Consider the following 23,165-nt stretch of genomic DNA (forward strand, 5'->3'; position numbering starts at 1 on the left):
AGTATGGGAGCAAATTCCTTGCATACGCTTCCGCCCAAAATCTGGACAATTTATGAAAGCCTCGATCGACATTAGCCATGATAAAACCCTGTTGTGGCTTATGGCTGCTGCATGTGGTTTATGTGCGGGTGCCAATTATTATTGCCAACCTTTAGTCGCTTCTATCCAACAAAGCTTTCAGATTCCACAATCAGAAGTGGCGTTAACCGTCACCTTTGCGCAAATTTCTTATGCTTTTGGTCTACTGTTTATTGTGCCGATTGGCGATATTGTGAATAAAGCCAAATTTATTCCTCTGCTCATGCTTGGAGCGACTGTGGGTTTAGCCCTCTGTGCTTTTTCAACCAATCTATACATGCTTTGGGCAGGAACCATTATCACCGGGCTATTTTCAGTGGCTGCTCAGGTCCTCATCCCTTTGGTCACGGTTGCGATTCGACCTGAAAAAATTGGGGCTGTTGTCGGCTTTTTAATGAGTGGGTTATTGGTCGGTATTCTGTTATCGACCAGTCTCTCAGGCTTATTGTCCTATCTGTTTCATTGGAAATCGATTTACATCCTCAGTGCGCTCTTGATGTTGGTATTAGCCGTCTTACTCAAAAAGCGTCTGCCTGTGGTCAGCATCACACGGATGCCCTACAGCCAAGTTTTCCAGTCAATGGGCGCATTACTCAAACATGAGCCACGGTTAATTTTCCGATCTCTGATTGGGGGCTGTGTCTTTGCTGCGATGAGTATGCTGTTTTCCACCATTGCCATGTTACTGACTGAGCCACCTTTTCAATTAGCCGATGTTTGGGTCGGTGTTGTAACGTTAGTTGGTGTGTTTGGTGCGCTATCGACACAGTGGATTGGTCGTTGGGCAGATTTAGGCTTTAACCGAAAATTAACCTGGCTCGGTTGCAGCATCTTAGCCCTCAGTTGGGGACTGCTATATTTGGGTGGATCATCTCTTGCTTTTTATATTTTGGGCTATGGTTTAATCAACCTCGGTTTGGCAATGGTGCATAGCTGTAATCAAAATATTATTTTCCAACTCAACCCGATTGCACGCTCTCGAATCAATTCAATTTACATGACTTTTTATTTTGTCGGTGGTGCATGTGGTTCAGCTTTGGGCGTATTTGCATGGCATCATGGCGGCTGGACCACCACCTGCATGACAGGGATTGCTTTAGTCATTGCTGCTGGATTTTTTGTATTGATCGATCAACTCTATACTGCGCGGCAACTAAAATATCCACAATGAGAAGTATTCATCACCGCAATAAAGCCACAATAAGTGGCTTTATTTTTACAAATTAACTGACCTGCACCACAGGATAAAAGGGTTTGCCTAAATCCAAGGTTTCTGCATTTTCCAAAAGAATCACCATAAACACCGGTAAGAGTGCCAACAGTATTGTGCAGCCGTCTTGAAGCTGTTTCCGATTGACCGAACTTTTATAGGTCGCGCCGCCATGAACCATTTGATTGCGTAGCGTATACATGCGATTGAACAGCACCATTAAAATATCAACGGAATCTTTTTCTTTAAGCGCGTGCAGTACTTTTTGTTTTTCATGCGCCAAGCCCTCTTTGCATGCGTCATGGCTAATTTTTTGATTTTGATAATCCCAAAAGCCCTGATAAACATAGGGATTATCCAAAAACAACCGTATCGGCTGACTAAAACGCTCCCATAAAATATTATAGATTTTATGCTCTGCATCCTTTTGGCAAATCACATATAAAAACTGCCTTAAGCTTTGCTTGTCCTGTGCAATCTGTAAGTCTTGCGCGTATATTGCGTTGAAGGACACCCACAAACTGATAAATTGCAAATCGAGGTCATCTTGAAGATCAATTGACTTTTTCAGCCAACTTAACCCTCGATGAATGCGTAAATTAAATTGGTCGGTATGTTCCGACTTTTTACTTTTAAATATTTCTTCAAGTAGCATCATGGCTGCTAAATTCCAATGGATAATTCGTTTATTTTTCTACCATTTGAACTTAGCGCAATTGTTTACCGGCATGCAATCAAAATATCTCTGTATTCAACTATTTGGTCTCATCTTGTGTGAGATAGGTATAACGTTCTAACTGATCATTTTCATCAAAAATCAATTCATAAGACATTTTCTTCCCGTTAAAAACGGATTCGGCTGGTGTTCCTAAAAGTTCCCATAACCCCACGGTCGCCACATCTGCAGCACCATGCCAAAACGCACGTCCGACTTTACTGGCAGTCGAATAACCTTGGGTAAAGGTATAAATTTCATGGCGTTTGCCATTTTTATATTCAGAGGTGATCGGTGCGCCAAATTCAGCAATCACCAAGTTACGAGACAGCCCTTGTTGAATCATTTCGGTATTTTTCTTGTTTGGCTGCTTGCTTGCCATAGCAACAGAACAGCCTGTTGTGCCTGATAATGTGAAAACTAAAGCTAATCCTAAGCAGGTTTTTTTCATCATGTGGTATTCCCCAAATTCTTCACATTTCTATTTTTAATTTTTGATTTTCATCTGCTGTTGATCTTAATTGTTTCTTTCATCTTTTTCATTTTTTTATACGACTATTCGTCTGATTTTTAGAATGATTAGCGCTTGAAAGATTCACATTTATGAAGGTTTCAGACTGAATAATGCTTTAAGTTAATTATTGTTTTGTTGGTGACGAATTCGGTGGAACAAACCAGTTTTTCCAAGAGCTACTATGGCGAGTTTCAATTGCAACGGTAGGGATGAGCTCTTGCTTCAGCATTTTTTCTTGACCCACGGCTTTCGCCAACCGCGCTTTGACCGAGTGTATACACTCACGGTCTTCAAACTCACAGCGGTCAAGGTTGGAGCCACCACAGGGTCCATTGGCTAATCCTTTGGGACAGGTTTCAGGACAAATATATAAGGTTTCACCTAAACGACATTGTCCGCAATTTTCACAGCCCACGATGCCATGTTTACTGATAAATTCTGTTTTCAGCAAGGCCGCATCAGCTTTCGGTTTTTGCCATAATTTGGCCGAAAAAATATAAGATCCCGCCCCTTTGGCCAGTTTTGAACTAAAAAATAACTCATGCATGACATGCATACTTTTATATTTCAAAACTTGTTCAACTGGAGCCTTATGGTTATTTGCGCCCGTCGGGTGGAAGTTCACATCTACACTAGAGCGCCAAAGCATTTTCCATTTTGCTAAACACTGTTCAAACGTTAATGTGGCAAATTGCAAAATTGCTTTTTGCAACTTCTCTTGCTCTTCCACTTTATGGCAAGCTGATAAATGAACCCCTGCATAGCCCAAATGCTGACACATTAAAATTTGTAAAGCGCATCGGGCATAGACATTTTGTTCAGCTTGTATGGCATCAGTTTGCTGTTCTTGTTGCAAAAAATTTAATACATCTGCTGAAAGCACGATGCCTGCGACTTTTTGCTTGGCCATAAAGCGGGCACGGGCAAATGTCAGCGGCATGACACACGCCAATACAGGTACATGTGGATAGTATTGCTGCATATAGTGTTGGTAACTGCTCAACACATCCATGTCAAAGCCCAACTGTGTAATCACATAGTCAGCGCCAGCTTGAATTTTTTTATTCAGTTTAAAAAACTGCGCATCCTTTTCTGCTTCTGCATATTTAAAAGGATTAAATGCTACCCCTAAATAAAACCCGCCATAGTCTTTGGCTGCCATGACTTGATTGACCGACTCTAAATAACGGCTCCGTAGAGTCGGATCATTTGCCCCATCCTGATGCTGCTTGAGTTTATCACCACTGAGCAAAAGTAAATTCTCTACCCCGTGCTGCTGAGCATCTTTCAGAAAAGTTTGAAAATCTGAGATATCTCGACCTTTCCCCGAATAATGCAGAATTTTTTCTTTGCTTTGAGGGTAGTCTTGCATTGCTTCTAAAGGAGCAATATCCGTGTCACTTTGTACTCGGTCAGCCAATGTCATGCACACAGGAAAGCCTGCAAATGTCGTTGGGACCAGATGCGTTTTTTGCGTCGTTAGATATTCAAACGAGATACAAAACTGGCGTTGCAATAGATATTGGGAAAATAAAGACATAAAGGCAGGCAGTCAAATCTGCTAAGAAACCATACAATAAAGTTTATAAAATTATAGATTAATCACATAAAAATTTAAATTACTTAAGCCACACTTCCGACTTTTTCTAGCCTGACCTTGAATATGTCACGCTAGCAAGACCATGCCCCAAACCACAATTTATGCTAATATTGCGCGCGTCTTGAAATGCGGTTTTTTTCATCGTATTTCAGACAGCTTTTGGTATTTCTTCACCATTTTCCATTTCGTTCTTCCATCTTGTTCTTTTAAGGCGTGTTTTTTTAATGACTGATCTCCAACCCATTGAAAATAAACTTCAACCACGAATTAGTGTTGCGCCAATGATGGATTGGACGACTCGTGACTATCGTTTCTTTGCACGCTTATTTAATCCCAATGTGATTCTCTACACCGAGATGGTCACCACAGGTGCGATTTTATTTGGCGGTGCGAATCGTCATTTGGACTATAACAACGAAGAACACCCGATTGTGTTACAGCTTGGTGGTTCAAATCCCAAAGATTTAGCGACCTGTACCAAGATGGCACAGGACTGGGGCTATGATGAAGTAAACCTCAATGTCGGCTGTCCGAGTGACCGCGTTCAGAACAATAAAATTGGCGCATGCTTGATGGCAGAGCCTGATTTGGTTGCAGAATGTATTACTGAAATGCGAAATGCTGTTGATATTCCAGTGACCGTGAAACACCGCATCGGGATTGATGACATGCAGTCTTATGAAGAAATGCTGCATTTTGTTGATACGGTTGCAAAGACTGGCTGTAACAATTTTATCGTGCATGCCCGTATTGCCCTGCTGCAAGGTTTGTCGCCAAAAGAAAACCGTGATGTGCCACCTTTACGTTATGAAGATGTTTATCGTCTGAAACAAGAACGTCCAAATTTATTGATCGAAATTAATGGCGGGGTGAAAACCTTTGCTGAAACACAGCAACATTTACAACATGTTGATGGCGTGATGATTGGCCGTGAGGCTTATCACAACCCGTATTTATTGGCTGAGATCGGTCAGCTTTGGGATCTCGAATTACCCAACCGTTTCGATATTATCGATCAGATGCTACCGTATATTGCTAAACGCATGGAAGAAGGTGCGCCGCTTTCTATCATTACCCGTCATATTTTAGGTTTATTCCAAAATCTACCAGGTGCTCGAAAATGGCGTCAGGCTTTAAGTGGTGGCAATGCCAAAACCTTTGCCGATGTGGAAAATGCCATCCAAAATATTAAAGATGCAATGCAACGTACAGAAGACTATTTACGTGATCATCCTAAAGTCGTTTTAGAAGATTAATTCTATAAAGTAAAAGCCCGCTATTTTGCGGGCTTTTTTATTCGTCATGCCTCACCAAGTACGTGTTTAGCAACATCGTCACAACTCAGCTAAATCATCTAAAAAGTCACATCATCACTCAATGACTATTGACCGTAATGTTCCCCTTGGGAAAAGGCTCATCATAGCCAGTCCATTGATAATCTGATGGATCTTCTTCCTCACGTAAACCCACATAGCTCTCAGGCGCCGATGTAACAGGCTCAACCTCCTCGGTTGGCTGTTCCAATTCCTCAACCAAATGATTCAACTCTTGATCTAACTGCGCCTGATATTTTGCAATTTCAGCTTCGTCAATGAAGGCAAATTGTTCTTCATCTATTTTCCATGCATAACCTTGCAAATCTTTGTAAATATCGACCAAAACAGTATAAGGCTGACCATCGTATTGCAACGTCGCCTGAGCCTTAAAACTTAATCCCTTACGTTCTAATACTTTTATATTTTGAATCCGTAAATGGTACTGCCGATAATCTGGATTCTGATCAAACTCGTGCTGCATCTGCTGCTCAATCTGCCGAGATAATTCATCTGTCGAGACAAAATAGCTACAACCAGCCAAACTCAACAGTAAAAAAATGGTGAGCCATCGAAACATATTGCATCCCCCATGATGCATTTATTTTTGATGAAAAAGTCAGACCGTTCACAGATTGCGATCCAAACATTCCTCATTGTTTGCTTCATAATAGCCAATAAAACACACAGTACAAGCCAAATTATCAAGATTTCTCAATTTTATATTTAATTTTGATATCAATCACTTAAATTGCATTTTTGCTGTTTTAAAACACTGACAGCCTTGGTCTATTGCTGACATATTTTTGTTGAAAATGACCATTTTGGTAATAGTTTCCTAGCCGTCAAAGTTTCAACATTAAAACGATCCTATTGTGATTTTTTCAATATAGAGCCTTAAACAAAACATCGTAAAAGCGCCATAAAAAAAATCCCCAAACATTGCGGGGATTTTTAAGGAATCAACTGAAATTATTCATCGTCTGTTTCAGGCTCATGATGTAGCGCATCATGTATGGCTTCCACCAATTGCTGTGCAATTTCTTGTTTTGAGGCTTTCTCTAAATCACGCTTTTCCATTTGATATTGATCTGCGAAGAACACAGTCATGGCATTTTCGTCTGAAGCAAAACCAATGTCTTTACGTGAAACATCATTGCACGCAATCATATCGAGTTTTTTTGCCACAAGTTTGCCGGCAGCATACTCTTCGACATTGCGTGTCTCGGCGGCAAATCCAACCATAAATGGACGTTTTGACTGCTGCGCAATCGTTGCAACGATATCTGGATTTTTAATTAAAGCCACATTGAGTTCATCGCCAGCTTTTTTGATTTTATGCTCTGCAACTTCTGCCACGCGATAATCTGCAACCGCCGCTGTTGCGATAAAAATATCACAGCCTTCATCTAACATTTGCAGACTGGTATCTAACATTTTAATTGCAGACTGCACATTAATCCGTCGTACACCATTTGGTGTATCTAAACTGACGGGTCCTGCGATCAGCGTTACTTTAGCACCAGCTGCATAACATGCCGCTGCCAGAGCAAACCCCATTTTACCTGTGCTGTGGTTGGAAATATAACGTACAGGATCTATCGACTCACGTGTTGGACCGGCTGTAATCGCCACATGTTTACCTGCAAGCATGCCAAATTTTTCAGCAATGGCTCGCTGTGCTTGATGAAAATAGGCCGTCACTTGATCCGCCAAATCTTCTGGCTCAGGCATACGTCCTAAGCCCACATCTCCACATGCTTGAGAACCGGCATCAGGCATGATCACATGTACGCCATCTTCAACCAGTGTATTTAAATTACGTTGTGTCGCTTTGGCTGCCCACATTTGCTGATTCATCGCTGGGGCAACCCAGACGGGTGCTTTTGTCGCAAGATAAAGTGTCGAAAGAAGATCATCTGCTAAACCCGCCGCAAATTTTGCCAGCGTGTCGCAACTTGTAGGAGCGACCAATACCAAATCAGCCCAACGTGCCAATTCAATATGCCCCATACCCGCTTCTGCTTCGGGATTGAGTAATTCGGTATGCACAGGGTTGCCTGAAAGCGCCTGAAACGTTAGCGGGGTCACAAAGGCTTGCGCACCTTGTGTCATCACCACGCGCACATCAAATCCGGCATCTTTTAATCGACGGACAAGAATGGCACTTTTATAGGCTGCGATACCACCAGTGACACCTAAAAGAATATTTTTTGTGGGCATTACACTTAAATCAAAGCTCACGAACAGGCTACCTATCTGTTGCAGTGGCGCTCACAATAGCATTAAATATGCACTGACCCAATAATCTGCTGTGAAAAAGCCGATTGACTGATAATAAAAAAGTCTAAGAATAATGAATAATTCAATTAAAAATTGGCCTGAACAAGAGCGTCCACGTGAGCGCCTGATTCAACAAGGCGCACAAAGTTTATCCGATGCTGAGCTACTGGCTATTTTCCTACGCTCTGGTTCCCAGCAGCACTCTGCTGTCGAACTTGCACGAGTCCTGATTCAACATTTTGGTCAGTTGCAAGCGCTAATGGATGCGTCACTTGAGGATTTACGCCAATTTCATGGCATCGGAAATAGTAAATATGCGCAGCTCATGGCGGTAAAAGAACTCGGTAAACGCTATGTGAGTCAGCATTTTCAAAATGAAGCCTTACACTTGCAACATTCTGAACAATTGCAAAACTTTCTTCGCTTTGAATTTTTATCGGAACGTCAAGAAGTCTTTGGCGTGCTCTGTCTAGATGCGCATTTAAGAAAAATAAACTTTAAAAAACTTTTTTATGGCAGCCTCAATACCTGTGAAATTTCCATCAATCAACTGCTGCGTTATGTCATTTCTGAACACGCCAGCAGTATTGTCATTGCACATAATCATCCTTTCGGTCGTGCAGAACCTTCTGCTGCCGATCTTGAATTGACTCGACTCATTCAGCAGGCTTGTCAGCTGGTGGAAATTCGACTGATCGATCATTGCATTATCTCAACAGAAGGGAGTTTTTCCTTTGCTGAACATGGCTTGCTCCAAGCACACTCATCTGCATGAAACAGTTATTGACAAGTGCTTGAGCAAACCCGAAGATCATCATAATTTTTTAAAACTAGAAATTATCATTCGAACATGATCGTCCGTGACCAACCGAGTATTTTTAAACTGCTATTTTCTTGGCGAGGAACGATTTTACCTAAGGTTTTACCGCCGCTCGGGATCGTTATGTTGCTGTCTGCCATTGTGGGCGGCTTATCCTATGTCGATATCTTCCATTTTACCGAATTTCCTTTGGTCGGCTTTACCCTAATCGGTGTTGTGCTGTCGATTTTCTTAGGCTTTAAAAACTCAGCCTGCTATGACCGTTGGTGGGAAGCTCGGCGTTTATGGGGCATTTTGATTGCCAATGCGCGACATTTTGACCGTGACTGCCGTTTACTCAGTCAAGGCCGTCGTGAACGTGTGATTCAACATGTGATTGTGTTTGCCAATGTTTTACGTGACCGACTCCGCCATCAAACCGCCAACCCTACTGAACTAGTTGAAACCAGCGGCATGAGCGCGAATGCCATCACCCAGTTATACCAACAAGCCAATGCACCGCAGTACACGTTGAGTTTGATCCAATGGGAGCTGATGCAGGCGCTTAAAGATGGTGAAATTTCAGATATTATTTATACCCAGATGAATCAGCATGTGATGGAACTCAGCACCGTACAAACAGGCTGTGACCGGATTGCCACCACGCCATTACCGTTTGCTTATTCGGTCTTGCTGAATCGAACCGTTTATTTTTTCTGTTTTGTCTTACCCTTTAGCTTGGGTTCTACTTTAGGTCTTGCGACCCCCCTATTGGTGGGGATTTTGGCCTATACCTTTTTAGGCTTAGATGCGCTGAGTTCAGAGATTGAAGAGCCCTTTGGTACACAAAGCAATGACCTTCCTTTGGACTCAATGGTTCGAACTATTGAAATTGAGCTACTTGGAACTTTAGGCAAACCCACCCCACCACCGATTCAAGCTAAAGATCATAATTTATTATAATTGGTATGCGTTTCGCCTGAATGCACGGATCGCATTCAGATCCATGATCCATACAACACCCATAATAATGAAAAATCATGAAAATAAAAAAACGGATTTTCACTTATAAGCCACAACCGATTCTGCATCCTTGCAAAGCGCTTGCTGTGATTTTCATGTTCGTTGTGTTGCTGTTTAGCATCGCATTACTCCTAGCATGGCAAGGCATATTATTCACATCATGGCAAAGCAATTGGCAATTCTTATTCCTGATGAGTGCTCTATTGGTCATCAGTATATTTCGTGACAAATCGCAAAGAATCAAATTTCCATTTTGGATTCAACAGCATTTGATTGATCCCAAATTGGCTTTGGATTTAAAAGAACACGCCTTACGCAGTTCAGATGCTGTGATTGTGGATTATCGAGAGGTGCGTGAACATTGGTGGCAAGGCAAACAGCAACAATTGCTCTTAAAGCTCAATGAACTTGAAGAGGCGAAATGGTTTAGCGTCGATCTCCATCAAGTCTTTGCGAGTACTTTGTTTTTAAACATTCATGTGCAATTGAATTCTGCCCTCATTGGGCAACAGATTTTGGTGCATTATTTGGCACGTACGCGCACCATCGTGCAGTTATATGCGCATGATCAGCTTGATGATTTTCATCAAATGAAAAACTACTTTGCCATGCCCTATACGGGGAATATCTATTTTGAGCAGATTCCAACACGGCTTACGTTGGATTTACCTTATTTATCGGAAATTCATGCCGTTCGTGAAGAAGATCAACCCGGTTATCTCCTCAAACTGAAAACCAGTTATGGGCAGAGCTATCGTATCAGTTCACAGGCACGGCATTTTGATAAACTCGAATTGGCACTCTCAAGCGCCATTGATTTTATTCCTTATCGCAATTTTAAACATCAACCTACCATGCAATCTGCCTTGCTGACCAAGAGGCATCCTCAACGCGTGACACGTCTACTGTTGTGCATAATCGCCATCAGTGTTTTTATCATCGCGTTTTTGTTCAAGTCATGGTTCTGGGCATGCGTTGCCGTGGGCTGCCTCTATCTGCTTTACCGTAACATTCAGCATTATCGAACTTCACCGTTTATCGAAGATCCTGATGTCAATGTGACTTAAAACTGTCCCAGATTCCAACTTGCCCTTCTTTCACTCGAGGGATGTTGCCGAGTTTGATCCATGGCATATTGTCACCATGAAAATCACTGCCAACAGAAACTTTTAAGTTAAAGGCAGCAATCATACGATCCACCATTTGACGAGTCGATAATGGCTCAATTGCCGGTGGTAATTCCACTGCATCACCGCCCGCTTCAGCAAAGATTTCAATCAAATAACGAATATTGGTTGCAGACAAATCATAACGCGTTGGATGCGCCAACACTGCAAAGCCACCACTGGCATGAATCACCTCAATGGTCTCAACAAGACTTGGACCTTCAAATTTTACAAAAGCTTTTTTGCCTTCTTTAATATATTTATCAAAAGCTTGTTGTGGACGTGAAACTACCCCCTTTTCCACCAAAGTTTTGGCAATATGGGTACGTGTAACCCGATCTGGAATCTGGTCGACTTTGGCAATCACATCGCTATAAATATCTTGACCAATTAACGGTATCAATAAGTCACAAATCTGCCGAGCACGTTCCGCTCGAATACGCTTTTGATCCATTAATAAGGCTTGTAAGGGCGCAGGATTTTGCACATTTAAAGCGACGATATGCACACCATAACTTTTTTTGGTCGCAGGTCTCGACCACTGGCTAGAAATCTCCACACCAGAGATTAATTGCAGCTTTAATTCATGCGCAACCTGCTCTGCAGCCAACAAACCGTCCATCGTATCGTGATCAGTCAAAGCCAGCGTATGAATTCCAATAGCACTTGCGGCCTGCACCAGAGCCTCTGGTGACAAAGTACCATCAGAAATATTACTGTGTGTATGTAAATCTACGCCTTGCATCTCTATACTATGTCATTTATTTGATCAGATTTAGATACTCTAACATGAAAGCACTTTTAGACTTTGTGCCACTCATTATTTTCTTTTATTTATATAAAACTGTAGATCCAAAAGATACGCAGCACCCATTATTACAATTGATTGGTTCTGCTGGGGGTGTCGATAACAATAACATTCTTGTGGCAACATCAGGCCTCATCATTTCCATGCTTGTGGTTTATGGTGCATTGTTTGTCATGCAAAAATTTCGTCTAGATAAACAACAATGGATTGTGTTGTTCATGACCGTGATTTTTGGTGGTATTACCCTGATGCTAAGCGATGATTTTTATATTCGGTTAAAAGCCGTTTTACTGAACTTAGTGTTTGCTGGGGCGTTTTTACTTTCTCCACTGTTTAGTAAAGATAAGAAACCACTCATCGAACGTTTATTTGGTCCAGTCTTAAATTTAACCGCTGTCGGTTGGAAACGATTGAACTATGCATGGGCTGCAATGTTCGTGGTGATGTCATGTTTACACACCTTTTTCGCTTATTTGTTTGCAGACGGAAAATATTGGGGTGAATTCACTGCTTTTGGTGACATGATCGTGATGTTTTCCTTTATCATTATTCAGTTTATTGTATTACGTAAATACTTTAAGACCTCAGAATAATCCATTCGGTCAAAAATCAGGAAAAGTCATGCCATTATTCGTCGTAAGCTGTACAGATAATGAAGGTACAGTAGAAAAGCGCCTTGCAGTTCGCCCTCAACATCTTGAACGTCTACAAAAACTTGATGATGAAGGTCGTCTGATTGTTGCAGGTGCGATGCCTAAAGATCCGGCAAACCCACAAGCTGGTTTTTATGGCAGTACGATCATTGTCGATTTTGATAGTCGTGAAGCCCTAGACCAATGGTTGGCAGATGAACCTTTCCTCAAAGAAGGGGTTTATGGCCAAATTGATGTCAAACCATTTAACAAAGCATTTCCTAAAGGATAAGGTTCATGCGCGTCGTTGTTTCTAGTTTACTGGGCTTATCTTTAATTTGTTCAACTGCATGGGCTGAAGAACCGGCTCCTGCACCTGCTGTAGCCCCTGCTGCTCAAGCAACGACTGCAACACCTCCTCCCAATCCTGTGCCGCATACTATTCCTGCCAATAAACCGGGCATCATTAAAGTGGCGGCAACCGTCAATCCCAATGGTCAACCTCAAGATGCAAATCCATTGACCATTGAGCAATTGGCAAAAAATAAAGCGCTGCAAGATGCCAAAGTCAAAGCGATGGTCAAAGACCAATCTGTACGCTTACAACAGTTAGAAAAAGCTAACCTTGAAGCCTTGGCGCAAAACCAAGAATTACAACTTAAAAATGATAGCTTGGGTGTACAAGTACAAGTGCTACAAAGTGAACGTAGCGCGCAGATGTTTTTATATGGCGGGACCACACTAGGTGTTGGTGTGATTTTAGGTTTCTTGTTGGCCAGTTACGTCTATACCAAACGTCGTCGTCAATGGTAATTCGTTTTTCTACTTCAATTTAAAGGGTGCTTGAGTTTTGTCAGGTGCAATTCAGACTGCCGATCTCGATTGGCAAATGATCGATGGCATTGATATTCCAGTGTCTAGACAGTTTGGTGATGTGTATTTTTCGAAGGATAACGGCCTACTCGAAACACGTCATGTGTTTTTAAAAGGGAATGACCTCGACACTCGCCTTGCGGCACTGACTGATTTTGAATATTTCAGTGTCGGCGAAACAGGTTTTGGTACAGGCTTAAATATTTTGGCCTTGTGGCAATTATGGCAACAGGTTCGTCCAGATAATCACAGTCATCTGCATGCTATTTCTGTAGAAAAATTCCCTTTATCTAAAGCAGACCTCATTCGTACATTAAATGCATGGCCTGAATTACAGCCTTTGGCACAGCAACTGATTGCGCAATATCCTGAACCCATTGCGGGATGTCATCGACTCAATTTTCCAGAAGAGCGTTTTTCGATTGATCTTTGGTTAGGCGATGCACACGACGTTTTTCCTGTCATGGCAAAAACTGCTACAGTCAATGCATGGTTCTTGGACGGTTTTGCACCCGCCTGTAATCCTGACATGTGGGAAGAAAACGTACTCAAAAATATCGTGCGTCTATCGGACATTGGGACGACCTTCGCCTCATTTAGTGTGGCAGGTGTACTGAAACGCGGCTTACGTGAGCATGGTATTACCATTACACGACCACGTGGCTTTGCTCATAAGCGTGAAATGCTCAAAGCTTTTTGGCTCGTACCTGAAAGATCAGATGATCAATCCGAAGTTGCTAACCTTCCCACTTTAGACGAAAAAAAAAATTCTGAAATCACTGTAGGTCATAACCCTCGTCAAATCGCAATTATTGGCGCTGGCATCGCAGGTTTAAGCTGTGCTTGGGCATTTGCTCAACGCGGGCATCAAGTGCGTATTTACGAGAAATCAGCACCACTCAGCGGTGGGTCGGGTAATCCTCTTGCTCTACTCAACCCTAAACTCTGTCCAATTGAACAAAGTGCTGAGCATCTGATGACCCTCAGTTGGTTATATGCGCTCAAGCATTATCAAAACTTCAAGGCATTTCGTCCCTTACAGATTCACCAATCTATTTTAAAAAATAAAGCAGAATACCTTGATTTAGCTCAAGCTTATCCTTCAGAGGTGTTAGCTGCTGAAGAAGGCACGCCAAATCAATTAGCTTCAGCATTTCCAACCCTGCTCCTCAAACAAGCAGGCGCGGTCAGTCCACATCAGCTTCGTGACCAAATCTTGGCACATCCGCACATTGAATTGTTACAAGCAGATATTCAACGCATTGAGCAGCAACAAAATGGCGTTGCGCTATTTACACAGGATCAGCAGCTTCCATCTGTCGAACATGTCATTCTCTGTGCAGCACGTGAAAGTATGCAGTTACAAACAGATTATCCAGAGCTGCGTGCCATTCGTGGACAAGTCAGTTGGTTGAACAACCCCGCTCAACAAATGGATATGCATACCGCCTATAGTTATGGAGGCTATTGTATGCAACTGGATGCCGAACAGATGATTATGGGCGCGTCATTTTATCCCGGCCGTGATGACACCGACGTTCTCACCGAAGACCATGTGCATAACTATGAACTTATCCACAGTGTGTTCCCTGACTTTGCCAAAACCTTAGCACCGATTGAGCAATGGCATGGACGTGCTGCGATTCGCGCACAGACGAAAGACTTTTTCCCGGTAATTGGTGCAGTCCATGAAGATCAGCACATTTATAGCTGTAGTGGACTCGGTTCTAAAGGTTTCCTGTATGCACCGCTCTGTAGTGAAATCATTGCCGCGCTAGTCTTAAAAGAAGCCTGCCCTATTCCAACACAGCTACTCGATAAAATTCATGCAGCACGTTTTATACGACGCGCCAAAGCGAAACAAAAAACCAAGAAACCTTATTTTCAAGGTCAGGTGCCCTCAGCACCACCTCAAGAAAAATAACTTGCAATAAAAAAGCGCCTTTCGGCGCTTTTTTTGATTCGATCTTATTTCCCTTGTTCCAAAGGAAGACCGGCATCACGAGCAGCACGCGTGCCGCCCATTAAGATTACATATTCACGTGAGCTGTCAAAACCCTCTAGTAACTCTGCTGCACGTGGAGCTTTACTTCCGCCACCACATAAAATGTAAATGGGTTGATCCGTTGACACCTGAGTCAGTGCATCTGATGACAATGCGTTGATCGGTCGGTTAACCGCACCTTTCACATGTGCTTCAGCATAAGCACTTGCATCGCGAACATCCCAGATAATCGAGTCTTCTGGGAACTCAAATGTTGTAATTTCTTGTTTACGGATCATTGCGCACTCCTTTTGATGTAAACAACACTTGGCAAATGAAGAAAACATCCCTAGCATCTCAGATATTCTTTCCCTTTGTAAAGGTCTAATCTATGCCTTCTTTTGATATTGTTTCCGAATTAGAAGTTTTTGAAGTAAATCATGCAGTTCAAAACACGCAAAAAGAAATTGCGACGCGTTTTGACTTCCGTGGTCAAGACGTTTCAATTGAGTTAAATGAGAAAAATAAGGAAATCAAAATCTCAACAGAAAGCGATTTCCAATGTGAGCAAGTGTATACCATGCTCGAAAATCATTTCTTCAAACGTAAAGTCGACATTCAAGCACTCGATCCACAAAAAATGACGGCTTCTGGTAAAAACGTCATTCAAGTGATCAAACTAAAAGACGGTCTTGACTCTGATACTGCAAAAAAAATCAATAAAGCCATTAAAGAAAGCGGCATTAAAGTGCAATCTTCTATTCAAGGCGACAAAATTCGTGTGACTGACAAGAAACGTGACACTTTGCAACAAGTGATGGCGTTCTTAAAAGAGCAACAGTTTGGTGTGCCGCTTCAATTTAACAACTTTAAAGATTAAGGCAGCACAACTGCCATTGAGGTCAATATGGCACGTCCAAATCGTCTAAATAAACTGGTCAAAGCAAGCTCTAAATTACCCAAAGGTATTCAAAGTCGTTTGCTCAGTCGAGCTTTTGGTCGTGTCGTGCCCATGGTTGGAACGGCTAAAATCCAATATCAACATGTCAGCCCTGAGCGTGTTGAGGTGAGCATCGCCAATCATAAGGCGATGCAAAACCATATCGGGCAAGTACATGCCTGTGCCATGGCGCTGATCGCAGAAACAGCCACAGGTTTTGTCACAGCAATGAACGTCCCTGATAGCGCCATTGTCCTAATTAAAAGTTTCAAAGTTGATTTTAAACGTCCAACCCAAGGTGGGATGAAAGCCATCGCAACGCTTACACCCGAACAGCAACGACAAATGCAAAGCACAGAAAAAGGTGAAACCTTAGTACAGGTCTTAGTCACCGATGAATCTGGTGAAGCACCGATTCAATGTGAAATGCTTTGGGCGTGGGTGGCAAAATCCGCTCTGAAAAATAAATAAATGTAAATAAAACTTACTTTTAGGTAAGTATAAGTTTTACCAAATTTCAGCAAAATCAAGACTGTTTTTTACTATTTATACGCAGTAATTCCGCTCAATATGCTTGCACGACACAAATATATTGAGCACTTTATGAAAAAAATCATTCTCCTTTCATTCATCGGCATGGCGGTTTTTTTAACTGCATGTCAAAGTACTATTCCTGCAACGCCAACGACTCCAAATCAAGCGGCTGATAGCAATATTCAAACCAGCCAAGCAGCGGAAAATAAGAAAATCGTGATTGATTTTTATGAAGGTGTCTTTCTTAAACATCAGGTTAAGACATATGCTGACCGATATATTGGCAATCAATATATTCAACATAATCCGCATGTACCTGATGGCAAAGCGCCTTTTGTCGATTATTTTACCCAGTATTTTAAACAAAATCCTGAAGCAAAAAACCAGATCAAACGTGCCGCTGCCGAAGGTGATTTGGTCTATTTACATGTGCATTCTACGCAAAATAAGCAAGACCGCGGAGAAGCCATTATTGATATCTTCCGTGTTGAAAATGGCAAAATTGTTGAACATTGGGATGTGCAACAAAGCATTCCTGAAACCAGTGCCAACTCAAACACGATGTTTTAATTTCTCAGCCACTATTCATAAAAAAAGCCACTCGATTGAGCGGCTTTTTTTGTCTTACTTTAATTAAGCTTGATCTGCAGCAAATTTAGCTTTTGCATCCGCAGGAATTTGACGCTTAGCACCTTTCACATCGACAGCGACAAATGTAAATACACCTTCGGTTACGCGAATTGGATCACGTGAACTGTCGTGACTATCCCAAACTTCAATCTGCATTTGGATAGAGGTATTACCCACTTTTAAAATTTTGGTATATACACTGATGACATCCCCGACTTTCACAGGAACGAGGAAGGTCATTTGGTTAATTGAAATCGTTGCACAGCGTCCTTGACTGAAACGCTCTGCGTGAATTGCACCGGCCAAGTCCATTTGTGACACGATCCAACCACCGAAAACATCACCACTCCAGTTGGTGTCTGCAGGCATCGCGATGGTTTGTAGGGAAAGCGTTCCTTCAGGTTTTACATGAGTTTCTGACACTTTAGCTCCTGGCGCTGACATTTATTGAGGTAGATTTAACTGCTGATTGAGCCATTGTTGTAACTCACCAGCACGCATTGCACCGCTTATTCTAGCAATTTCGTTGGTTTTATTCATCAAAACCAGTGTAGGAATACTACGAACATTAAATGCACCGCTCAATCGAGGGTTTGCTTCGGTATCAATTTTGGCAAAAACCACCTTCGGATTAGATTTTGCAACTTGTGAAAAGTGGGGCGCCATCATCTTACATGGTCCACACCATTCAGCCCATAAATCGATCAGCACAGGTAAATCACTATTGCTAATAAAATTTGCAAAGTTCTTTTCATTCAACTCGATGGGCGCCAATGGAATCAATGCTTGGTGACATTGACCACATGCAGGTCCAACTTCGAGTTTTTCTTCAGGTACACGGTTTTTTGCACCACATTCAGGACACACAACGATCATTTAGCTGACTCCAACATGTTGATGTAAAAATTCTAATTGGGTTGCCATGGCTTTTTCAAACCATTGCCCATGATAAATATCAAAATGTTGCATTTCCCACTCATAATACTGCACATACGGTGCAATATTGGTCGCAGTTTCTCGGCTTGATTCGATGGGAATCAAACTATCTTCTTTGGCTGCAATAAAAAGTACTGGTATGCTAATTTTCCGGACATCCAAAATTGGGCGATAGCGGATTAACTTAAAAAAGGCCCGAGCCGGAATTTCGCCACTCCAATAAAAATCAGGATTCACAATCGATAAGTAGCCCGCATAACTATCCTCAGACTGTAAAAAACACAATCGATGTGGATGAACTACAGGTAAAGTCGTTGGGCTCATCCCAACTTTAGAACCCATATAGTCCTGACTCGATAATTTTAAGGCTTTGGGTAATTGCTGTAAGGGATACAATTTTGCACTTTCAGCACCGTCGACAAATGGGACTTGTACCATCACCGCTTTAATATTTTTAAGCTCTGCCGCCAAACTGAGTACATAGCCACCACTCAGCGATGTCCCCCATAATACAATGCGTCTTGAATCAATCGATTTACGCTGCTGTAAATGATCAATCATGGTCCGCCAATCTTCAAGTTGTGCCTTCAGGTTTACTAACTCTCGCGGACGCCCTGTACTGCCACCCCAATAGCGATAATCAAACAATACGGCAGCATAGCCCGCTTGTACAAAGCGCTTGGCATATTGCACTAATTTAAATTGGCGTAATGCAGCCAAACCATGCGCCATGAGAATGACTGCAGGTTTTTCAACAGATTTTGGACGATAAAAGTCAGCAGCTATAACATCTTGTCCGCTTTTGACATACAGTGGTTCGACTGTATAGGCGTGCATACGCGCTCCATTGCGTTATTTTATGGTTGTAATCGCTTATAAAAATTTAAGAACATTCTGCTCAAGTTTGTGCTTAATGCTATCATAAAGCATAAATCTATGAATTAAATTATGGAGTGACTCAATGAGCGAAAATGTTGGTTTTGCAGGTCAAATCGGCCCAGAACATGTAGCGCAAGTGGTTGAAAAAGGCTTTAAATCGATTATCAATAACCGCCCTGACATGGAAGGTGGTCCTGAGCAACCAACCAGTGCTCAAATTGAAGAAGCAGCACGTAGCGCTGGTTTAGACTATGTTCATCAACCTGTTGTTGCAGGTCAAATTTCTGAGCTAGATGTCCGTAACTTTGCTAATCATTTTAATGAATTGCCAAAGCCAGTGCTCATGTTCTGCCGTACAGGTAACCGTTCAAATAACCTATATCAACTAGCAAAACAGATGGATCTTTTGGATGACTAAGGCTTTCATTCAAAAAGCTTTATTGATCGCGACTTGCGTCTTTTCAGCACCTACATATGCAGATAATAACAGTCAGCCCTTAAATGCAAATTTAAGTGTCTCTGGGCAAATGACCACAGATAAATTTTCAAGTTTACTCAAACACCTTAAATTTAAATCTGTGATTGTGAACCGACCAGATAATGAGGCGGGCAATGAAGTGACTGTTTTACAGTTACGAGGCATTGCTGAAAAGTCTCATGTGAGTGTTGTGTATCAACCTGTGCAAAGCGGTAAAATTTCTCAAACAGACGTGAAAGAATTTGCCAAATATTATAATGAGCTTCCTAAACCCATTTTGATGATTTGTCGTAGCGGTTCTCGTTCGACATCTCTTTTCAATCAAGCTAAGGCTCAAGGTTTGCTCAATGAATAAATTCGTGTTTACCGTTTTATTTACAACGTTGTTGCTAACAGGGTGTAATTCTATGAATGTACGTCCAACCGTTGGTGTAAGTGTCGGGACTACACTTTGAATTGAACAGTCCTTCCAAAAAAAACAGCGCCGAAGCGCTGTTTTTTTAATTTAGTAAATTAGCCCACGGTTTTTGGTAGCTACAACTACCTACACCATATGGACTTGAATCAAATGGTTGCGATGCCGCTGATTCTAAATCAGCTTTTAATGGATTCAATGGGTAAAGCATCGTTGATTCAACTGTTTTTCCACTTACTGTTGTTGAAGCTTTAATTTGGACGGTTTGCCAACCTGCATAACGACGTAAGTAGTTAACTTTAAAGTCAAATGAACCTGTAGCAGTCGTTGTATAACTAAATTCATTTATCGCAGAATCATCAACTTTATCCCTATTTACTAAACTTGTTGCAAGCGATGAAGTAGTCGGATTTGTCACTGCCGAACATAACAAGTACGTTCTTGGTTCAATTTCATAGCGTGCAATTAAAGATTTATTAGATTCAAGTTCAACGATATCATTTTGTGCTTTTGATAAATCTATTTTTTTTGCATTAATTTCTGCTTGTAATTTTGCTTTGTTCTCTTTTGCATTCAGATCGCTATCATCAATTAAGCTCAAATCACCTTCTAAAGATTGAATATCAATATTGAGTTGATTAACTTTAGTATTTAAAGGCTTAATTTTATTAACATCTATATTCAAAAGATCTGTAGATCTTATTTTTTCAAGCTCAGAATTTTGAACGTAACGACCAATTGCACCAGAGATAATATTAATAGACATCGTCACTTTTTGATTTGATAAAGGCTTACCGTCAATATCAACAACTTGTGCAGAAATATCCTCAGTATAGAAAGTTTTTTCTGAATTAGTACTTAGTACACCAGCATTACCAAAAGTAATATTACCTACAGGAACTAACGTATCACCGGCAATCACATCCAGTTTAATCGGCTTAACCACTTTATTGTTATTGGGGTCTACAATTATCGCTTCAAAATTAATACCACTATTAATTAAAGATGTAGCCAGTTGCCCAGTCGCTAAAGGCAAACGTATAGTAAATACTGCATTACCAAGATTATCGGTAATTAGTGTTGAAGAACCATCAATTGAAACACGATTATTTGCATAATCTAAAATACTGAGTGTTACTGATTTACCAGCCAAAGAACCACCATTGGTATCCAAAGCTTTAACTGTAATCGTTGCCGTATCACCTTTTACAGAAAGTAAATTCTTATTCGTTTGAATAGCTAAATCATATAATGGTTTCTCAGCTTCGCTTTCAACTACACTTACATATGTATCAGATATTTTTTTCTTTTCAGCATTTAATAAATTAATAGAAATACCGTTTGTTAATAGTGATGTATTTGTAGAAGCACCCAGTTTAATCGTGTAAATGACATATCCATTTGCATCCGTTGTTTGATCCGCACTACCATCGATAGATACTCCTAAATCTTTAGCATTCACTAATTGTAATGTAACAGGTTCATTTTCAGCAGCACCACCTGTTTCAGAATCTAGAACTTGTACAGTTAAAACGATCGTATCACCTGATAACAACATAGCAGTTTTTGATGCTTTAAAGTTTGCATACAAATCTTTTGTTTCTTCTACAGGGGGAGTAGTAGTATCACCACCATTGTTACTATTATTTCCATTTCCATTTCCGTTATTTACAGTATCGCCTTGGTTAAAATAGCCATCGCTGCCGCCTCCACCACAACTTGCAAGTAAAATAGATAGTGCAATCGCAGAAAGCTTCAATGACGTTTGTTTATTTAGCATGAATTTCCCCTAGAACCCTCAATGTATATAGAGTTGTTATAAATATTTATTGGGTGCTATGTAACCATAGTTATAGCTTTATGTAAATAAAAGGAAGACAAATGTTTGTTGTGGTAAATTCTCTATAAATAGGAGTCTATATGTACGACATCATCATTATCGGTGCAGGAACCGCAGGCATTTCAGCCTATAAAGAAGCAATTAAAAAAACACAAAATATTCTTATCATTAATGATGGTCCCTGGGACACTACCTGTGCACGCGTCGGTTGTATGCCAAGTAAAATACTTATTTCTACTGCAAACCGGATATACGATATACAACACGCCGAAAATTTAGGACTAGATGTCAAAAGTGAAATTGACACCTCTAGAGTCATGCACCATGTTCAAACTTTACGTGATCGTTTTACAAGAGCCACGTTAAAAGATGTTGAAAGTTGGCCAAGCCAACATAAAATTTCTGGAAAAGCAGAATTTATTGATTCCAATACCATTCAAGTAAATAACCAAACATTTAAAGCCAAATCATTTATCCTTGCAGTAGGTACAACTCCTGCTATAGATACAGAACAAAAACAAATTTTAGGCGATAAATTAATTACGTCCGATCAAATATTTGAGTTAGAACAACTACCAAAATCTGTCGCAGTTATTGGAAGTGGCGTGATCGCTTTAGAATTGGCTCAGGCTTTAACACGGCTTAATGTAAACACCACTGTTTTTGCACGTAGTCGAAAAATTGGCTCACTGACTAGCCCCATATTACAAAAGCTCGCACAGGAAGAGTTAAGTAAAGAGTTAAAGCTAAAGTTTGAAATTTTACCTGAACATTACTCTGTTGAAGGCGATTTAGTTCATTTAACCTATACTGAAGAAAACGTACAAAAGTCACTACAAGTTGACTATGTTTTAGCTGCAACTGGCAGACGTACATTATTAAATACCTTAGGTTTAGAACGTATAAGTTCAGAATTTAAAGATTTAAAAAATTTACCGATCAATCCGGATACAAAGCAACTAGCTGATTATCCTATTTTTATTGTCGGTGATGCACATACCAATACCCCTATCCAACACGAAGCAGCTCATGAAGGTAAATTTACAGTACAAAACTGTTTAAACTTTCCACAAATTAAATCCATCAAGACGCTAACCCCTCTAGGCATCTTATTTTCTACACCACAAATGGCAACTATTGGTCAAAGCTATAAGCAACTACAAGATAAAAACACAGAATTCGTCATTGGTTTCGTTTCTTACGAAAAACAAGGTCGTGCGATTGTTGCTGCTAAAAATAAAGGGGCTGCCGAAGTATATGTGGATACAATTAACCATACACTATTAGGAGCTGAGCTATTCTGTGCAGAAGCTGAACATTTAGCACATTTGCTAGCTTGGATGATTTCAGAAGAACTAAGCATACATGAAATTTTGGATAAGCCTTTCTATCATCCAACTTTAGAAGAAGGGTTAAGAACTGCATTAAAGCATGCACGACGTCAGTTAAAATAATTTTATCGTTTTAGGTCGATTTATAGCGTTGGATTTCCAACGCTTTATTTTCGCCCCCTTT

At 41.0% G+C, this 23,165-nt stretch carries 26 protein-coding genes; 15 read left to right on the top strand and 11 right to left on the bottom strand.

The annotated features are described in order from the left end of the window. Nucleotides 1-52 precede the first annotated feature (52 nt). Entirely contained in the window at nucleotides 53-1,249 is a 1,197-nt protein-coding gene (locus tag FTT77_RS11285; protein ID WP_180026764.1) for an MFS transporter, read from the top strand. Between the two features lie 52 nt (nucleotides 1,250-1,301). Here FTT77_RS11285 and FTT77_RS11290 read toward each other — a convergent pair whose 3' ends face one another. The 3 genes from FTT77_RS11290 to FTT77_RS11300 form a co-directional block, all read right to left on the bottom strand. Further along, a complete protein-coding gene (locus FTT77_RS11290) occupies nucleotides 1,302-1,946 on the bottom strand; it encodes a HEPN domain-containing protein (RefSeq protein WP_180022580.1) in 645 nt (214 codons plus the stop codon). Nucleotides 1,947-2,043: 97 nt separating this feature from the next. Beyond that, nucleotides 2,044-2,454 (bottom strand): hypothetical protein, encoded by a 411-nt coding sequence (locus FTT77_RS11295; RefSeq protein WP_180026779.1) that lies wholly within the window; start codon nucleotides 2,452-2,454, stop codon nucleotides 2,044-2,046. A 187-nt stretch (nucleotides 2,455-2,641) separates the two neighbouring features. Then, nucleotides 2,642-4,057 (bottom strand): methylenetetrahydrofolate reductase C-terminal domain-containing protein, encoded by a 1,416-nt coding sequence (locus FTT77_RS11300; protein ID WP_180026765.1) that lies wholly within the window; start codon nucleotides 4,055-4,057, stop codon nucleotides 2,642-2,644. 284 nt (nucleotides 4,058-4,341) lie between these two features. On the opposite strand from FTT77_RS11300, the gene dusA reads away from it, so the two are divergent. Next, nucleotides 4,342-5,373, top strand: a complete 1,032-nt coding sequence (dusA, locus tag FTT77_RS11305; RefSeq protein WP_180024574.1) for a tRNA dihydrouridine(20/20a) synthase DusA — start codon at nucleotides 4,342-4,344, stop codon at nucleotides 5,371-5,373. A gap of 118 nt (nucleotides 5,374-5,491) precedes the next feature. On the opposite strand, the gene FTT77_RS11310 is transcribed toward dusA, so the two are convergent. Next, entirely contained in the window at nucleotides 5,492-6,010 is a 519-nt protein-coding gene (locus FTT77_RS11310) for an Asp-tRNA(Asn)/Glu-tRNA(Gln) amidotransferase subunit GatC (RefSeq protein ID WP_180026766.1), read from the bottom strand. Between the two features lie 392 nt (nucleotides 6,011-6,402). Next, entirely contained in the window at nucleotides 6,403-7,674 is a 1,272-nt protein-coding gene (coaBC, locus tag FTT77_RS11315; RefSeq protein WP_180026767.1) for a bifunctional phosphopantothenoylcysteine decarboxylase/phosphopantothenate--cysteine ligase CoaBC, read from the bottom strand. 112 nt (nucleotides 7,675-7,786) lie between these two features. Between coaBC and radC the strand changes: the two genes are divergently transcribed. From radC to FTT77_RS11330, 3 genes are all read left to right on the top strand, one after another. Further along, nucleotides 7,787-8,488 (top strand): DNA repair protein RadC, encoded by a 702-nt coding sequence (radC, locus tag FTT77_RS11320; RefSeq protein WP_180026768.1) that lies wholly within the window; start codon nucleotides 7,787-7,789, stop codon nucleotides 8,486-8,488. Nucleotides 8,489-8,563: 75 nt separating this feature from the next. Continuing rightward, complete coding sequence (locus FTT77_RS11325; RefSeq protein ID WP_078191309.1) at nucleotides 8,564-9,475, top strand: bestrophin family protein; 912 nt, start codon at nucleotides 8,564-8,566, stop codon at nucleotides 9,473-9,475. Nucleotides 9,476-9,552: 77 nt separating this feature from the next. Then, complete coding sequence (locus FTT77_RS11330) at nucleotides 9,553-10,602, top strand: hypothetical protein (RefSeq protein WP_180026769.1); 1,050 nt, start codon at nucleotides 9,553-9,555, stop codon at nucleotides 10,600-10,602. On the opposite strand, the gene FTT77_RS11335 is transcribed toward FTT77_RS11330, so the two are convergent. Beyond that, on the bottom strand, nucleotides 10,589-11,446 hold the full coding sequence (locus FTT77_RS11335; RefSeq protein ID WP_180026770.1) for a PHP domain-containing protein: 858 nt from the start codon (nucleotides 11,444-11,446) through the stop codon (nucleotides 10,589-10,591). The genes FTT77_RS11330 and FTT77_RS11335 overlap by 14 nt on opposite strands. A 44-nt stretch (nucleotides 11,447-11,490) precedes the next feature. On the opposite strand from FTT77_RS11335, the gene FTT77_RS11340 reads away from it, so the two are divergent. From FTT77_RS11340 to mnmC, 4 genes are read left to right on the top strand one after another with little or no spacing between them, the layout of a single operon-like run. After that, complete coding sequence (locus FTT77_RS11340; protein WP_078191311.1) at nucleotides 11,491-12,102, top strand: inner membrane-spanning protein YciB; 612 nt, start codon at nucleotides 11,491-11,493, stop codon at nucleotides 12,100-12,102. A 28-nt stretch (nucleotides 12,103-12,130) separates the two neighbouring features. After that, nucleotides 12,131-12,433, top strand: coding sequence for a YciI family protein (locus FTT77_RS11345; RefSeq protein WP_078191312.1), 303 nt, complete (start codon nucleotides 12,131-12,133; stop codon nucleotides 12,431-12,433). A gap of 5 nt (nucleotides 12,434-12,438) precedes the next feature. Beyond that, nucleotides 12,439-12,954 (top strand): hypothetical protein, encoded by a 516-nt coding sequence (locus FTT77_RS11350; RefSeq protein WP_078191313.1) that lies wholly within the window; start codon nucleotides 12,439-12,441, stop codon nucleotides 12,952-12,954. A 37-nt stretch (nucleotides 12,955-12,991) separates the two neighbouring features. Then, on the top strand, nucleotides 12,992-14,938 hold the full coding sequence (mnmC, locus tag FTT77_RS11355; protein WP_180109243.1) for an FAD-dependent 5-carboxymethylaminomethyl-2-thiouridine(34) oxidoreductase MnmC: 1,947 nt from the start codon (nucleotides 12,992-12,994) through the stop codon (nucleotides 14,936-14,938). 44 nt (nucleotides 14,939-14,982) lie between these two features. Here mnmC and FTT77_RS11360 read toward each other — a convergent pair whose 3' ends face one another. Continuing rightward, nucleotides 14,983-15,297, bottom strand: coding sequence for a rhodanese-like domain-containing protein (locus FTT77_RS11360; protein WP_078194202.1), 315 nt, complete (start codon nucleotides 15,295-15,297; stop codon nucleotides 14,983-14,985). 92 nt (nucleotides 15,298-15,389) lie between these two features. On the opposite strand from FTT77_RS11360, the gene FTT77_RS11365 reads away from it, so the two are divergent. The 3 genes from FTT77_RS11365 (at nucleotide 15,390) to FTT77_RS11375 (ending at nucleotide 17,042) form a co-directional block, all read left to right on the top strand. Next, nucleotides 15,390-15,878 (top strand): YajQ family cyclic di-GMP-binding protein, encoded by a 489-nt coding sequence (locus tag FTT77_RS11365; protein ID WP_078194203.1) that lies wholly within the window; start codon nucleotides 15,390-15,392, stop codon nucleotides 15,876-15,878. 27 nt (nucleotides 15,879-15,905) lie between these two features. Continuing rightward, nucleotides 15,906-16,409, top strand: coding sequence for a DUF4442 domain-containing protein (locus FTT77_RS11370; RefSeq protein ID WP_180012065.1), 504 nt, complete (start codon nucleotides 15,906-15,908; stop codon nucleotides 16,407-16,409). Nucleotides 16,410-16,541: 132 nt separating this feature from the next. Beyond that, complete coding sequence (locus tag FTT77_RS11375) at nucleotides 16,542-17,042, top strand: ester cyclase (protein WP_180026772.1); 501 nt, start codon at nucleotides 16,542-16,544, stop codon at nucleotides 17,040-17,042. 63 nt (nucleotides 17,043-17,105) lie between these two features. Here the strand turns inward: FTT77_RS11375 and FTT77_RS11380 are convergent, their stop codons facing one another. The 3 genes from FTT77_RS11380 to FTT77_RS11390 are packed head-to-tail and all read right to left on the bottom strand — an operon-like array spanning nucleotide 17,106 to nucleotide 18,875. Then, the gene (locus tag FTT77_RS11380; RefSeq protein ID WP_078191328.1) at nucleotides 17,106-17,525 is read right to left on the bottom strand and encodes an acyl-CoA thioesterase; all 420 of its coding nucleotides are present in this window, start codon (nucleotides 17,523-17,525) and stop codon (nucleotides 17,106-17,108) included. Nucleotides 17,526-17,546: 21 nt separating this feature from the next. Then, nucleotides 17,547-17,978, bottom strand: a complete 432-nt coding sequence (gene trxC, locus FTT77_RS11385) for a thioredoxin TrxC (RefSeq protein ID WP_180026773.1) — start codon at nucleotides 17,976-17,978, stop codon at nucleotides 17,547-17,549. Next, nucleotides 17,979-18,875, bottom strand: coding sequence for an alpha/beta hydrolase (locus FTT77_RS11390; protein ID WP_180026774.1), 897 nt, complete (start codon nucleotides 18,873-18,875; stop codon nucleotides 17,979-17,981). It abuts the gene before it with no gap. A 124-nt stretch (nucleotides 18,876-18,999) separates the two neighbouring features. Here FTT77_RS11390 and FTT77_RS11395 point away from each other — a divergent pair, with 124 nt between their 5' ends. Further along, nucleotides 19,000-19,335 carry a TIGR01244 family sulfur transferase gene (locus tag FTT77_RS11395; RefSeq protein WP_078191321.1) on the top strand — a complete coding sequence of 112 codons (336 nt, stop codon included), beginning with the start codon at nucleotides 19,000-19,002 and terminating at the stop codon, nucleotides 19,333-19,335. Next, nucleotides 19,328-19,750 (top strand): beta-lactamase hydrolase domain-containing protein, encoded by a 423-nt coding sequence (locus FTT77_RS11400; RefSeq protein ID WP_180026775.1) that lies wholly within the window; start codon nucleotides 19,328-19,330, stop codon nucleotides 19,748-19,750. Before FTT77_RS11395 ends, FTT77_RS11400 begins: the two co-directional genes overlap by 8 nt. A 145-nt stretch (nucleotides 19,751-19,895) precedes the next feature. Here FTT77_RS11400 and FTT77_RS11405 read toward each other — a convergent pair whose 3' ends face one another. Next, nucleotides 19,896-21,590 (bottom strand): hypothetical protein, encoded by a 1,695-nt coding sequence (locus FTT77_RS11405; RefSeq protein WP_180026776.1) that lies wholly within the window; start codon nucleotides 21,588-21,590, stop codon nucleotides 19,896-19,898. 140 nt (nucleotides 21,591-21,730) lie between these two features. Between FTT77_RS11405 and FTT77_RS11410 the strand changes: the two genes are divergently transcribed. Next, nucleotides 21,731-23,104, top strand: a complete 1,374-nt coding sequence (locus tag FTT77_RS11410; RefSeq protein WP_180026777.1) for a dihydrolipoyl dehydrogenase — start codon at nucleotides 21,731-21,733, stop codon at nucleotides 23,102-23,104. The last annotated feature ends 61 nt before the right edge of the window (nucleotides 23,105-23,165 follow it).

Source organism: Acinetobacter sp. YH01010, from assembly GCF_013420775.1.
Classification (GTDB): Bacteria; Pseudomonadota; Gammaproteobacteria; order Pseudomonadales; family Moraxellaceae; genus Acinetobacter; species Acinetobacter amyesii.

Bases quoted from the DNA above. Each gene is read 5' to 3' on its own strand.
- FTT77_RS11285 (WP_180026764.1), top strand. From the start codon at position 53: ATGAAAGCCTCGATCGACATTAGCCATGATAAAACCCTGTTGTGGCTT.
- FTT77_RS11290 (WP_180022580.1), bottom strand. From the start codon at position 1,946: ATGATGCTACTTGAAGAAATATTTAAAAGTAAAAAGTCGGAACATACC.
- FTT77_RS11295 (WP_180026779.1), bottom strand. From the start codon at position 2,454: ATGAAAAAAACCTGCTTAGGATTAGCTTTAGTTTTCACATTATCAGGC.
- FTT77_RS11300 (WP_180026765.1), bottom strand. From the start codon at position 4,057: ATGTCTTTATTTTCCCAATATCTATTGCAACGCCAGTTTTGTATCTCG.
- dusA (WP_180024574.1), top strand. From the start codon at position 4,342: ATGACTGATCTCCAACCCATTGAAAATAAACTTCAACCACGAATTAGT.
- FTT77_RS11310 (WP_180026766.1), bottom strand. From the start codon at position 6,010: ATGTTTCGATGGCTCACCATTTTTTTACTGTTGAGTTTGGCTGGTTGT.
- radC (WP_180026768.1), top strand. From the start codon at position 7,787: ATGAATAATTCAATTAAAAATTGGCCTGAACAAGAGCGTCCACGTGAG.
- FTT77_RS11325 (WP_078191309.1), top strand. From the start codon at position 8,564: ATGATCGTCCGTGACCAACCGAGTATTTTTAAACTGCTATTTTCTTGG.
- FTT77_RS11330 (WP_180026769.1), top strand. From the start codon at position 9,553: ATGAAAATAAAAAAACGGATTTTCACTTATAAGCCACAACCGATTCTG.
- FTT77_RS11335 (WP_180026770.1), bottom strand. From the start codon at position 11,446: ATGCAAGGCGTAGATTTACATACACACAGTAATATTTCTGATGGTACT.
- FTT77_RS11340 (WP_078191311.1), top strand. From the start codon at position 11,491: ATGAAAGCACTTTTAGACTTTGTGCCACTCATTATTTTCTTTTATTTA.
- FTT77_RS11345 (WP_078191312.1), top strand. From the start codon at position 12,131: ATGCCATTATTCGTCGTAAGCTGTACAGATAATGAAGGTACAGTAGAA.
- FTT77_RS11350 (WP_078191313.1), top strand. From the start codon at position 12,439: ATGCGCGTCGTTGTTTCTAGTTTACTGGGCTTATCTTTAATTTGTTCA.
- FTT77_RS11360 (WP_078194202.1), bottom strand. From the start codon at position 15,297: ATGATCCGTAAACAAGAAATTACAACATTTGAGTTCCCAGAAGACTCG.
- FTT77_RS11365 (WP_078194203.1), top strand. From the start codon at position 15,390: ATGCCTTCTTTTGATATTGTTTCCGAATTAGAAGTTTTTGAAGTAAAT.
- FTT77_RS11370 (WP_180012065.1), top strand. From the start codon at position 15,906: ATGGCACGTCCAAATCGTCTAAATAAACTGGTCAAAGCAAGCTCTAAA.
- FTT77_RS11375 (WP_180026772.1), top strand. From the start codon at position 16,542: ATGAAAAAAATCATTCTCCTTTCATTCATCGGCATGGCGGTTTTTTTA.
- trxC (WP_180026773.1), bottom strand. From the start codon at position 17,978: ATGATCGTTGTGTGTCCTGAATGTGGTGCAAAAAACCGTGTACCTGAA.
- FTT77_RS11390 (WP_180026774.1), bottom strand. From the start codon at position 18,875: ATGCACGCCTATACAGTCGAACCACTGTATGTCAAAAGCGGACAAGAT.
- FTT77_RS11395 (WP_078191321.1), top strand. From the start codon at position 19,000: ATGAGCGAAAATGTTGGTTTTGCAGGTCAAATCGGCCCAGAACATGTA.
- FTT77_RS11400 (WP_180026775.1), top strand. From the start codon at position 19,328: ATGACTAAGGCTTTCATTCAAAAAGCTTTATTGATCGCGACTTGCGTC.
- FTT77_RS11405 (WP_180026776.1), bottom strand. From the start codon at position 21,590: ATGCTAAATAAACAAACGTCATTGAAGCTTTCTGCGATTGCACTATCT.
- FTT77_RS11410 (WP_180026777.1), top strand. From the start codon at position 21,731: ATGTACGACATCATCATTATCGGTGCAGGAACCGCAGGCATTTCAGCC.